Genomic DNA, 12,415 nt, shown 5'->3' with positions numbered 1-12,415 from the left:
CTGAAGGCCAGATCAAAATCGTTGAACTGAACGATGGCGGCGTTGGCCGTGACGCTTCCGAGTTGCTGCGCAAGATCAAGGCTGCTCAGTACGTTGCTGCTCACCCAGGCGAAGTTTGCCCAGCCAAGTGGAAAGAAGGCGAGGCCACTCTGGCTCCGTCCCTGGACCTGGTCGGCAAGATCTAAGTCAGTGACACGCAACTCAGGGCGGGACTCCGCACCTACTTAAGTAAGCTGCACCGCCCAATAAAACGCCCGGGCGAGATTCGCTCGGGCGTTTTTTTATGTCTGAAACAAACCCAAGGAAATCGCCCGTATGTTGGACGCCAATCTTAAAGCCCAGTTGAAATCGTACCTGGAACGGGTCACCCAGCCGATCGAGATCGTTGCTTCCCTCGACGACGGTGCGAAATCCCGTGAAATGCTCGACCTGCTGAAAGACGTTGCCAGTCTTTCGAGCCAAATTACTCTGATCGACAGCGGTGATGATGCCCGCAAGCCATCGTTCTCGATCAACCGCCCGGGCGCCGACATCAGTCTGCGCTTCGCCGGTATCCCGATGGGCCACGAATTCACCTCGCTGGTGCTGGCCCTGCTGCAAGTCGGTGGCCACCCTTCGAAAGCCAGTGTCGAGGTGATCGAGCAGATCCGCTCGCTCAAAGGCGAGTTCAGTTTTGAGACTTACTTCTCGCTGTCCTGCCAGAACTGCCCGGACGTCGTGCAGGCGCTTAACCTGATGGCCGTGCTTAACCCGAACATCCGCCATGTCGCCATCGACGGCGCGTTGTTCCAGGACGAAGTCAACGATCGCAAGATCATGGCCGTGCCGAGTATCTACTTGAATGGCGAAAACTTCGGCCAGGGCCGCATGGGTCTGGAAGAAATCCTCGCCAAACTCGACACTGGCGCCATCGAGCGTCAGGCCGAAAAAATCAGCGCCAAAGAAGCCTTTGACGTGCTGGTGGTCGGCGGTGGCCCGGCCGGTGCTTCGGCGGCAATTTATGCGGCGCGCAAAGGCATCCGCACAGGTGTTGCGGCTGAGCGTTTCGGCGGTCAGGTGCTGGACACCATGGCCATCGAGAACTTCATTTCCGTGCAGGAAACCGAAGGCCCTAAACTGGCCACGGCGCTGGAAGAACACGTCAAGCAGTACGACGTCGACATCATGAACCTGCAACGTGCCGACAAGCTGATTCCGGGCAAAAACGGTGAGCTGCATGAAGTTCGTTTCGCCAGCGGCGCGACCCTCAAAGCCAGGAGCGTGATCCTGGCAACCGGTGCGCGGTGGCGTGAAATGAACGTGCCGGGTGAGCAGGACTATCGCAACAAAGGCGTCGCGTATTGCCCGCACTGCGATGGCCCGTTATTCAAAGGCAAGCGTGTCGCGGTGATCGGCGGCGGTAACTCTGGCGTCGAAGCGGCCATCGACCTGGCGGGTATCGTGGCCCACGTGACGCTGTTGGAGTTCGATGTACAGTTGCGAGCCGACGCGGTGTTGCAGCGCAAGCTGCACAGCCTGTCGAACGTCACCGTGATCACCAGTGCGCAAACCACTGAAGTCACCGGCGACGGGCAGAAGGTCAACGGCCTGCGCTACAAGGATCGCAATACTGACGAACTGCGTACTGTCGAGCTGGAAGGGATCTTTGTGCAGATCGGCCTGCTGCCCAACACCGACTGGCTCAAGGGCACCATCGAGCTGTCACCGCGTGGCGAGATTATTGTCGATAACCGTGGCGAGACGTCGATCCCTGGCATCTTTGCTGCCGGTGACGTGACCACTGTGCCGTACAAGCAGATCGTGATTGCAGTGGGTGAGGGCGCCAAAGCTTCGCTGAGCGCTTTCGATCACTTGATCCGGACTTCGGCTCCGGCGTAAACGCCAAGTCTGAAAACACAAAAACCCCATGAGTAATCATGGGGTTTTTTATTGTGCGTGAAATGCAGCCCCTCACCCCAGCCCTCTCCCGAGGGAGAGGGAGCCGATTTGTATGCTCTTCAAAATCTGAGTTCAACTCGGTATCTCAGGTCGGCGTAACGATGAAAAACAACTCGGTCAGTTCGCTCTCTCTCGGGTGGGGAGAGGGAGCCGATTTGTATGCTCTTCAAAATCTGAGTTCAACTCGGTATCTCAGGTCGGCGTAACGATGAAAAACAACTCGGTCAGTTCCCTCTCCCTCTGGGAGAGGGTTAGGGTGAGGGGCTTTTCGCTTTTCACATTGGCGCAGGCTGAATGATCTCGACCCAGTAACCATCCGGATCCTTGATGAACGCCAGGCTTTTCATGCGGCCATCGGTGAGGCGCTTCTGGAAGTCGCAGCCCAATTCTTCAAAGCGCTCACACGCCGCGACGATATCCGGCACTGAAATGCAGATGTGGCCGAAACCACGCGGATCAGTATTGCCATTGTGATAGGCGAAGTCGGCATCGTTTTCGGTGCCGTGGTTGTGGGTCAGTTCCAGAATGCCCGGGATCGACTTCATCCACTCGGTGCGAGCAGCTGCGTCGGCCGGGATCTGCGCCTTGTCGACCAGTGCCAGGAAATACAGGCTGAATTCCGCTTCCGGGAAGTCACGCTTCTCAACCAGCGAGAAACCCAGAACGCGGGTGTAGAAATCCAGCGACTTGGTGATGTCCTTTACGCGCAGCATGGTGTGGTTGAAAACGAAATTGCGGGTTGCGCTGTCTGGCGTGGCAGTGACGCCGGGGAAAGTGTTCAGTTCGTGCAGGCTCATGGGCCCTCCAATAACTATGGGCGAGTGATGGGCGCAATGATACGCATGCCTGCCGGCATCGCCAAATGAAAGGGCAGGCTTGCCGTGCGCGCGGGCGGGGCTCAGACTTTGCGGTTCAATCTTCGAGTGCGTCCGGCAATGATCCGACTGTTTAAAACCCCGTTAGTTTTCTTTGGCTTGTTTCTGGCCACCACTACTGCATTTGCCGAAGAGCCAAACATCACTTGGCCCGCAGGCTGGGAGGTCGAGGCGCTGGCCGATACGGCGCCGCAGGTTTCTCGCCAGCGGGCGGTGAAGAATGATGCCGATGGCAATCAGGTGATGGTGATGGAATTGACCATGACGCAGGTTGAAGCGGGTCATCAGGTCAATTTACAGGGCGTGTTGCTGGAAATGCGCAAGTCGATTCAAAAGGACTTTTTCCAGGGTGGTTATCAAAGTGTTTGCAACAAGGTGCATACGGCGACGCTCGGTTCTTTGTCCGCGCTGGAGACGACTTGCACGGTGACCGAAAACGGTCGGCATGTCTTATCGCAAACGCTGGTGGCGGCGGTCGCGGCGGATAAGGCTTATGTTCTTTCCTACGCCGGTCAGGCCGAGGTTTATAAGACAAGCGCAGAAGATATAGTCGCAGTGAGAAACAGCCTGAAACTTTAAGCGTCTGTATTCTTCGCGCCGGGTTAGATGCCCAAATGGATTAAGCACAAAGTTTAACGTTGGCCGCGCATCGCAACATGATGCGGCAGAATGTTTAGGTTTTTGGCTCAATAACGTTACACAAAAGTCGCAACTTGCTCGATGAAATTCATTTCATTTGTTAAATATTGTCAATAAAAAAGCCCTGCATCAAGCAGGGCTTTGGTGGGTGCGGGATTAACCGCGCAACCAGGAATCAACGGTGCCTGCACCGTACTTTTCCTTCCAGGCTTTGAGGCCACGGTGGTTGCCGCCCTTGGTCTCGATCAGTTCGCCGGTGTGCGGATTGTGATAGACCTTGACCACGCGAGCGCGCCGGGTTTTTGGTGCTGCAGAGCTTTGCAGCGCGGATTTGGTCGGATTCGGATCGAGAATGGCGATGATGTCTTTCAGGCCCTTGCCGTAGTTTTTCATCAGCCCCTGGAGCTTTTCTTCGAATTCGATTTCTTTCTTGAGCCCGGCATCGTTCTTCAGCGATTCCAACTGCTTGAGCTGTTCCTGAAGGGCCTTTTCAGCTGCACGAAATTCAGCGAGTCTGGACAATATCTTTACTCCAATAGTGTATTTGGCTGATACCAACCGCAAACAAAGCTTAAAACTGGAGCCTTGTAGCGACTCGGTGATAAGTGGCTCGCCTGCCAATCTTTGCACAGGCAAGAAAAATTGTAGTTGTTAATGCGTCAGGAGTAAATCCTCATGTTGTCCTCATGTAACAGCAGTGGTCTTTTGTATCAATTTGGTGCGGCTTGTCGGCGCGTGTCGATTAAGTCCATTTAGTTAATGGTGACTTAATGCACTAATGAAGTCTGCCGCCGGCATGGGTTTGCCGTACAGATAGCCCTGCAGGAAGTTAACGTTATGCGCGGTCAGATAATCGGCTTGTGCCTGTGTTTCGACACCTTCGGCAACAATGCCCAGATCAAGCTTGGCCGAGAGTTCGATGATGGTGTCCAGAATGTGCCGCGAAAGCGCGTCAACGCCGATCATTGCCACAAAACTCTGGTCGATCTTGAGGAAATCCACATTGAATTTGCGCAAGTAACCGAGGCTTGAATGCCCGGTGCCAAAGTCGTCGATGGCGATCATCACGCCCAGTCCATGCAGTTGCTCGAACAGCTGCCGCGTGATCTCGGTGGGCTCGATCAGCTCGCGCTCGGTCAACTCCAGCACCAGGCTAACGCTGTCGGGCGCGAAGGCTGTGAGAAACTCTCGGCAATCTTGGACCAGTAACAGATCCCGGCAATGACTCGCGGTGATGTTGATACCGATGTGAAACGGTGCGGCAAAGGTCGATGACTGGGGCCCGAGCAGCGCCGCTGTTTGCCGCATCAGGGCGCGGGTCATTGGCACGATCAGCCCGGAGTGCTCGGCGAACGGGATGAACAGGTCTGGGCGCACCAGGCCTTCCTTGGGGTGATTCCAGCGCATCAATACTTCGGCGCCCGACCACTTCTTGCTGTCGCCGTGCACCACGGGCTGGAAGTACGGAATGAACTCGCCGGCTTCAAGAGCACGAAGCATTTCGTGGCTAGGTGAAGTGGAGCGCTTCTGAACGATATGGCCGATGGCGCCCGAAACCACACCAAAAAACATCAGCAGACTAAACAGCGGTGGGTACTCGTCGGCCATGTAGCGCCAGGTTTCACCCTCTGGAAAACCAGCCGACACGCTGAACGCATAACGCGAAGAGTCCAGCATGGTTTGCGCCACCGGCAGTGCGGGCAGATCGCCTTCCTGGACCTGGCCATTGGCTGACAGCCAGTGATCACCCACCTGCAATAACAGCAGCGTGTGCCGGCCGATCAGCCGCAGCATGTTGCTTAGGTGATAGCCATCCAGTGTCGTCAGGGCACCACCGTGACCTTCGCTGAGTCGATACACCAGCAGCGCAGTGTTCGGCGTGACCGGATTACCGTTCATCAACCATAACCTGCCCTGAACATAATCGCCGGCGTTGACGGCTTCCTTGAAGTCGCCGAACAACGAACTGCAATAGAGATTATTGTCCCACACCAGATTGGTCGAGCGCACAAAAGGGCGGCGGGTTACCTGTTCGCGCAGGGCCAGTTTGACGTTTTCACACGGTTGCCCGGCCAGCGGCAGCAGATCCCGGGCCGCCTGAGCAGTGCTGTCGAGCATCAACTCGAACTGGCGCAACGCATCTTCGGCAGTCTTCTGTGAACTTTGCGCTAGGGTACGTTCAGCCTGCATGTACAGAATCACGCTGCCCAGCAACACCGGGAGCAGGGCGCTGAGCAGGGTGATGGCGATGCGCACGCTACGTTTGTGGCGAGGTCTGTTGGTCAACGGCATGGGCGCATCCTGTCGCGAAAAAGTGAGGCTCCCGAATGTAGGCCGGGCTCCGGCGCACCGCTAAAAAACACTTCAGCCAGTGGGCATGATAGATGGCAGATGAGACTTGCGCCGCTCATTGCAGGTTCAGGCGTGCGGCCAATGCGATAAAGGCCAGTGCTGCCGGTGATGCCTGACGCTGGTCGAGGACGGCGAGACCGACGTGGCGTTTAACGGGTGGCGACAACGGTATTTTTACGTAACCGGGATGTGGCGAGTCCGGCAGCGAGGCCTCGGCTATCACCGTGATCGCATCGCCCCGGCTGACCGTCTCGAGCGTACTGAGCAATTGCGAGCAACGGTAACGAATGTTCGGTTGCAGGCGTGCAGCGTTGAACAGCCGCGACACCAGCTCTGAAGACCCGGCCTCGGTCAAAATAAACGGATCAGCACAAAGCGCTTTCAGGCTCAGTTCGGTTCGCGTTGCCAAAGGATGCGAGGCGGGGAGCAGGGCGACCATTTGATCTTCGATCAACGGGAAGGTGTCGAAACGTTCTTCGGGTAGCACCACAAAACCGATGTCGATCCGTCGCTCTTCCAGCCACTGGATGACTTGCCGATCCGGTCCCTCATCGACATGTATTTCGATGCCCGGATGGACTTGGCGATAGTGTCGCAGAATATTCGGCAACAACTTGATCGATGAGGTCGGGCCGAATGAACCGATGCGCAGCGTGCCGCGTTTCATGCCGCGGGCATCAGCGGCTTCCTGGCGCATCGTATTGGCCAGACCGAGCATAGCGCGGGCGCGCAGCAACAGTTGCTCGCCGATATCACTGAGTTCCACTTGCGACTGATGCCGGCGCAGCAATTCGACGCCGAGTTCCTGCTCCAGCGACTTCATCGCGTGAGACACCGCCGACTGCGAAATCCCCAAACGATGGGCCGCCAGGGTGAACCCGCGCAGTTCGGCCACCAGGGAGAAAATCTCCAATTGCGTGAGGGTCATGAATGTTTACTCATTTTACGATGATCAGGAATGAGGGGAATGATACGCCATCCTTTCTTTCTTCCGTTTGGAGTGTCATGCAAAACGTTGAACAAACTCACACGAACCCGTCCGCGATGCCGGTTTATCTGACGCTGGCGGCAGTCACCATGATATGGGGCGGAACATTTGTCGCCGGGCGCTTTCTGGCCGGCAGCCTCAGTCCGATGTTCGCCGCCAGCCTGCGATTTCTGCTGGCCAGTGCCGCGTTACTGGGTTTTTTATGGCTGGCGCGGATTCCGTTGGCGCGACCGTTGAAGCGGGAGTGGCTGCAACTGGCAGTGCTGGGGTTCTTCGGCATCTTCTTCTACAACCTGTGCTTCTTTTATGGCCTGCAGTACATCAACGCTTCGCGCGCCTCGTTGATTGTTGCGTTGAATCCCGCAGTGATCGGCCTCGCTTCCTGGTTGCTGTTCAAGGAGCGCCTCGGGCGCTTGAAAGTCGCTGGCATCGCGGTCTGCATTGCCGGCGCGGGGCTGGTCATCGTCAGTCGTGATCCACAGTTGCTGGCAGCCACGCCGGACGCGTGGATCGGCGATTTGCTGATTCTGGGATGCGTGCTCGGTTGGGGCGTTTACTCGCTGTTTTCCCGCCGCCTCAACCAGACGCTCGGCCCGGTGCAGACCGTGACGTACTCGATCCTGATCGGTACGGCGATGCTCTGGACATTGGCTGCGGTGCGTGGCGAATTGAGTTGGACGGCGATGATTGGACTCGGCACTCCGCAATGGCTGAGCCTGATTTACCTCGGCGTCCTCGGCTCGGCACTGGCCTATATCGGTTATTACGATGGCATCCGCAAAATCGGTGCAACCCGCTCCGGCGTGTTCATCGCCCTGAATCCATTGACTGCAGTGATTCTCGGCGCTTTGTTGCTCGGCGAACAACTGACGCTGGCCATGGGCCTTGGTGGGGTACTGATCCTGGCGGGCATTTACCTGTGCAACAAACCCCTTGCACCGGCGCCAGAAAAGCGGATTTTATAGAGAGGGCAGACAACCCTATTTACGCTGTGTAGAATCGGGTTACGCATACAATAATAATCGTCTTCTGGCAGCAGAAGCCTCGCCCGCAAGAGCCTTGGGTCGACAATGAAGATATTCGGGTTCCAACTGATCTACGGTGACTTCCTCGCCCGCAGCGTGCGCGGCATCTCCTGTGCGCCACCCACCCACCTCATTACTGACAAATAACCCTGGTTAATTGATAAGAAATGATGAGGCGTCACCATGGCAGATTTATACGAAAACCCAATGGGCCTGATGGGCTTTGAGTTCATCGAGCTCGCATCGCCGGTCCCTGGCACTCTGGAGCCGATCTTCGAGATCATGGGCTTCACTAAAGTCGCCACCCACCGTTCCAAGAACGTGCACCTGTATCGTCAGGGCGCGATCAACCTGATCCTCAACAACGAACCGAACAGCGTGGCTTCCTACTTCGCGGCCGAGCACGGCCCGTCGGTGTGTGGCATGGCGTTCCGCGTCAAGGATTCGCAGCAGGCCTACAAACGCGCGCTGGAAATCGGTGCCCAGCCGATCCACATCGAAACCGGGCCCATGGAGTTGAACCTGCCGGCGATCAAAGGCATTGGCGGCGCGCCGCTGTACCTGATCGACCGTTTCGGCGAAGGCAGCTCGATCTACGACATCGACTTCGTGTTTATCGAAGGTGTTGATCGCAATCCGGTCGGCGCCGGCCTGAAGATCATCGACCACCTGACGCACAACGTGTATCGCGGTCGCATGGCTTACTGGGCGAACTTCTACGAGAAGCTGTTCAACTTCCGCGAGATCCGCTACTTCGACATCAAGGGCGAATACACCGGCCTGACCTCGAAAGCGATGACCGCGCCGGACGGCATGATCCGCATTCCGCTCAACGAAGAGTCGTCCAAGGGCGCCGGGCAGATCGAAGAGTTCCTGATGCAGTTCAATGGCGAGGGCATCCAGCACGTCGCGTTCCTCTCCGACGATTTGATCAAGACCTGGGATCACCTGAAAAAAATCGGCATGCGCTTCATGACCGCGCCGCCGGAAACCTATTACGAAATGCTCGAAGGCCGCCTGCCGAACCATGGCGAGCCGGTTGATCAACTGCAATCGCGCGGCATTCTGCTCGATGGCTCTTCGGAGGATGGCGACAAGCGTCTGTTGCTGCAGATCTTCTCGGAAACCCTGATGGGCCCGGTGTTCTTCGAATTCATCCAGCGTAAAGGCGATGATGGTTTCGGCGAGGGCAACTTCAAGGCACTGTTCGAATCGATCGAGCGTGACCAGGTTCGCCGCGGTGTACTTGCGACTGAGTAACTTGCTGCTGAAATGAAAAATCCCGGTCTGCATCGCTGCAGCCCGGGATTTTTTGCATCACACAAAACCCTGTGGGAGCGAGCTTGCTCGCGAATGCGCTCCTTCATTCAACATCTATGTCGACTGACCTGACGCTTTCGCGAGCAAGCTCGCTCCCACATTTGTTTTGTATCGGACTTAAGGTTTGCGCTGGCGCATAAGATGTTTAAACCCCTCAAACACCAGCACCACAACCGCCAGCCAGATCGGAATGTAGGTCAGCCATTCACCTGACTTGATGCTTTCACCCAGGATCAGCGCCACACCGAGCAGTAACACCGGCTCAACATAACTCAACAACCCAAACAGACTGAACGGCAACAACCGACTGGCAATGATGTACACCACCAGCGCCGAAGCACTGATCAGGCCGAGCAGCGGGATCAGCCACATCAAGCCCGGATACTGATTGAACACGTCCAGGCCTTGCTCACCACTCTGCACGAACCAGTACGCGACCGGCAGCATCAACGTCATGTCGACCCACAGCCCGCCGAGGTGGTCGGTTTTCAGGTATTTGCGCAGCACGAAGTACAGCGGATAGCCGACGACGACCACCAGCGTCGCCCAGGAAAACCCGCCGACCTGATACAACTCGTTTAACACGCCTAAACTCGCGAAAAACACCGCGACCTTTTGCAGGTACGAAAGGCTCTCGCCATAGGCAATCCGCCCGGTCAACACCATGGACAGCGGCAGCAAGAAGTAGCCCAGCGACACGTCGAGGCTATATCCGTTGAGCGGCGCCCACATGAACAGCCACAACTGCACGCCGAGCAACGCTGCCGAGACGATCAGCCCGCCAATCAGTCTTGGCTTGCCCGCCATCAGGCGAATCAACTCCAGCACCCGCCGCCATTCGCCGGAGACCAGCATGAACACAGTCATGCACGGCACAGTCAGGAGCATCCGCCAGCCGAAAATTTCCACGCCGCTCAACGGGGTGAGCAGCGAAGTGAAGTAATACATGACGGCAAACAGCACCGAGGCTGAAACCGATAAAGCGATACCTTTAGACAAACTGTCCTCGCGGGTGGGTGATCAAACGGGGCGCGAAGGATACGTGGTTTTTGTGCTGAATATTGATCAGATGCTCATTATTTACAACGCGACTAGTCTGAGATCACTGAGGAGCCTTCAACGGGTTACTGAAGCGCTTGAGGTACATTTGGCCAAGCTTGTAAGAGGCATAGTCGGTCACGTGGCCAATGTCACGATAGACCGGAAAACCGTCGATGACCGTCGCACAAGTGCCGTCTTGGCATTGAACACCTTTCGGATCAATAACAATCAAACTCGGGTACTCATCCTGCAGTTCGCTGAACAGTTTCGCCAATACTGGGTCTTCGCCACCCGACCATGGCGAGGTGGCGCACAGACTGCTTTGCTCGGTGCTTCCCATCCAGCCCCGCAACTTGACTCGTTTTAACAGGCATTCGTTGATACCCGCCGGCATTGGCAGCGTGTTCATCAGGAAGATGGGCGTGGCGCCTGACTTGACGATGATATCCAAGGCTTCGCGGATCGCTACGCCCAGGCGTTGTTGAGAAAGTTCGAGGCTGCGAGGGTCATCCGGTTTCGTGACGATGTCAGCGTTCAGGTAGGCCTCCCAGAATTGGCCAACGATCACGTACTGAAAATGGCTTCTGCTGATCAGGTCGTAATATTGCCGAGCGGCGGTGTGGCACTTTTGATACAGCCCACCCTTGTATTTTTTCGCGTCGTAAAGGTAGACCTTGGGCAGTGCCAGGCAGGCCGGGTAACCCTGTGCAAGTGCCGACAGGTTGGCGTCTTTGGCCAGTGTTTCAACAAATCCCCAGTAATGGTTCGAAAACGAATCACCCAGTAGAAATACCTGCGGGGCTGCCTGTGCGGCACCCATGATGCAGCCAAGGTCGGTTCCGTCGCTGGTACCCAGGCATTTTTCCCGGTGGGCTGGCACATAGTCTTTTAGACCACTGAAGACCTGACTCGAATCCTCGCCAAAACGCTCGGGCCATCCATCGTGCTTCTTGCCGGCAGTGTGCAACAACGAAAGTCCGATGGCGGGCACCAGCATCAGCAATATCAGGGTTTTGGCAAAGCCAGCCCTTGGCTTGCGAAATTTGTTTTCGATGAGCACGAACGAGAGCCAGGCAATCACAAACGTGGCGGCGAAGTAGATGACCGTCACCATCGGCGTAAGCGTGATGCCGATATAGGTCACGAACGCCAGAATCGGCCAGTGCCACAAGTACAAGGAATAGGAGAGGGTGCCGATAAATACCAGCGGTTTGAATGACAGGATTCTGGAAGTAACGCTGGCATCGCCAATGCCCTGAAAAAGCAATGCTGCGGTCGCGAGACAAACCGCTATGGCGTGGTAGCCCGGAAACCCCGCGAGGATATCTTCGCGCGTCGCGCAGTACAAAATCGTCGCCAGCGCAAGCGCACAGACCAGCGAAGCACTCAAGCGATTAAGCCTGAATTTTTCCGTGCTGAAAATCACGGCACAGGAGCCGATCATCAGTTCGAAAATTCGAGCGGTAAAGAGGTAGTAGTTTTTATCCGGCAGTGTGTGAGACCAGTACAAGGCCAGCGCCATTGCCGCCACGGTTAAACCGAGAACAGTCGCCTTGAAAGCTTTTTTCGCCACATAGCGGTTGAGCAGCCAAATGCCCAACGGCAGGACCAGATACCACTGCCACTCGATGGCAAGCGACCAGGTGTGCAGCAGCGGCAAGGTCGCCGCATCGGGTGTGGCATACCCGGTTGTCGCGTTGGAAAAATACTGGTTCGAGAGGAGTAACGAGGTGTACTTGCCGCTTTTCAGAAAATCGACATAGTCATCGGGCAAGTAAAGCAACGTTGTGATGATCAGTGTGGCGATCAGCAACGCAATGATCGCGGGTTGCAGTCGCCAGATACGACGCGTGTAGAACCCCGAGAAGCTGAACGTCCCGTTGTCCAGCGACTTCATGATGATCGCGGTGGTCAGATACCCCGAGATCACGAAGAAGATATCCACGCCTATATAGCCCGACGGAAACAACGTTAAACCGCCGTGAAAAATCAACACCAGCAGAACGGCAATCGCCCGCAGCCCGTCAATATCGGCACGGTATTCAATAGCGGGTTTGCGATGCGGGGTAGCAGAGGCCTGCGCCGAGGGTGAGGGGTCTTCTGCGGTTTTATCATTGGCGCCGAGTGCTTTATGCCATATCGCGCGCAAAGGCTTCCATGCAAACTCAAGAGGGCGATTGAGCATTTACTTATCCTGAAACAGTCTCGAACGATCTGGATTGTTGTTTTGATCGCGC

At 56.2% G+C, this 12,415-nt stretch carries 10 protein-coding genes and 1 pseudogene; 5 read left to right on the top strand and 6 right to left on the bottom strand.

All coding sequences use genetic code 11. The features are described from left to right. Together ACIQVE_RS04315 and ahpF are read left to right on the top strand one after the other, a co-directional pair. Positions 1-185, top strand: a pseudogene (locus ACIQVE_RS04315) (peroxiredoxin); the annotation flags it as partial. A gap of 130 nt (positions 186-315) precedes the next feature. Beyond that, positions 316-1,878, top strand: a complete 1,563-nt coding sequence (gene ahpF, locus ACIQVE_RS04310; protein ID WP_402804891.1) for an alkyl hydroperoxide reductase subunit F — start codon at positions 316-318, stop codon at positions 1,876-1,878. 335 nt (positions 1,879-2,213) lie between these two features. Here the strand turns inward: ahpF and gloA are convergent, their stop codons facing one another. Beyond that, complete coding sequence (gene gloA, locus ACIQVE_RS04305) at positions 2,214-2,735, bottom strand: lactoylglutathione lyase (RefSeq protein ID WP_402804889.1); 522 nt, start codon at positions 2,733-2,735, stop codon at positions 2,214-2,216. Between the two features lie 138 nt (positions 2,736-2,873). Here gloA and ACIQVE_RS04300 point away from each other — a divergent pair, with 138 nt between their 5' ends. Further along, complete coding sequence (locus ACIQVE_RS04300) at positions 2,874-3,392, top strand: DUF4946 domain-containing protein (protein WP_402804887.1); 519 nt, start codon at positions 2,874-2,876, stop codon at positions 3,390-3,392. A gap of 216 nt (positions 3,393-3,608) precedes the next feature. Here the strand turns inward: ACIQVE_RS04300 and ACIQVE_RS04295 are convergent, their stop codons facing one another. The 3 genes from ACIQVE_RS04295 to ACIQVE_RS04285 form a co-directional block, all read right to left on the bottom strand. After that, the gene (locus ACIQVE_RS04295) at positions 3,609-3,974 is read right to left on the bottom strand and encodes a histone-like nucleoid-structuring protein, MvaT/MvaU family (RefSeq protein ID WP_402804885.1); all 366 of its coding nucleotides are present in this window, start codon (positions 3,972-3,974) and stop codon (positions 3,609-3,611) included. Positions 3,975-4,208: 234 nt separating this feature from the next. Continuing rightward, the gene (locus tag ACIQVE_RS04290) at positions 4,209-5,744 is read right to left on the bottom strand and encodes an EAL domain-containing protein (protein WP_402804883.1); all 1,536 of its coding nucleotides are present in this window, start codon (positions 5,742-5,744) and stop codon (positions 4,209-4,211) included. A gap of 115 nt (positions 5,745-5,859) precedes the next feature. Next, a complete protein-coding gene (locus ACIQVE_RS04285) occupies positions 5,860-6,732 on the bottom strand; it encodes a LysR family transcriptional regulator (protein ID WP_402804881.1) in 873 nt (290 codons plus the stop codon). A gap of 77 nt (positions 6,733-6,809) precedes the next feature. Between ACIQVE_RS04285 and ACIQVE_RS04280 the strand changes: the two genes are divergently transcribed. After that, positions 6,810-7,757 carry a DMT family transporter gene (locus tag ACIQVE_RS04280; RefSeq protein WP_402804879.1) on the top strand — a complete coding sequence of 316 codons (948 nt, stop codon included), beginning with the start codon at positions 6,810-6,812 and terminating at the stop codon, positions 7,755-7,757. A gap of 243 nt (positions 7,758-8,000) precedes the next feature. Continuing rightward, positions 8,001-9,077 carry a 4-hydroxyphenylpyruvate dioxygenase gene (gene hppD / locus ACIQVE_RS04275; RefSeq protein ID WP_402804877.1) on the top strand — a complete coding sequence of 359 codons (1,077 nt, stop codon included), beginning with the start codon at positions 8,001-8,003 and terminating at the stop codon, positions 9,075-9,077. 177 nt (positions 9,078-9,254) lie between these two features. On the opposite strand, the gene rarD is transcribed toward hppD, so the two are convergent. Both rarD and ACIQVE_RS04265 read right to left on the bottom strand, forming a co-directional pair. Further along, positions 9,255-10,136 carry an EamA family transporter RarD gene (rarD, locus tag ACIQVE_RS04270; RefSeq protein ID WP_402804876.1) on the bottom strand — a complete coding sequence of 294 codons (882 nt, stop codon included), beginning with the start codon at positions 10,134-10,136 and terminating at the stop codon, positions 9,255-9,257. A 103-nt stretch (positions 10,137-10,239) separates the two neighbouring features. Next, positions 10,240-12,363 (bottom strand): acyltransferase family protein, encoded by a 2,124-nt coding sequence (locus ACIQVE_RS04265; protein WP_402804874.1) that lies wholly within the window; start codon positions 12,361-12,363, stop codon positions 10,240-10,242. Positions 12,364-12,415 lie beyond the last annotated feature (52 nt).

It is taken from the genome of Pseudomonas sp. NPDC098747 (genome assembly GCF_044760045.1).
Lineage (GTDB): Bacteria > Pseudomonadota > Gammaproteobacteria > Pseudomonadales > Pseudomonadaceae > Aquipseudomonas.
Note: the sequence above shows the minus strand (reverse complement) of the source record. Positions and strands in the feature narration are given on the sequence as shown.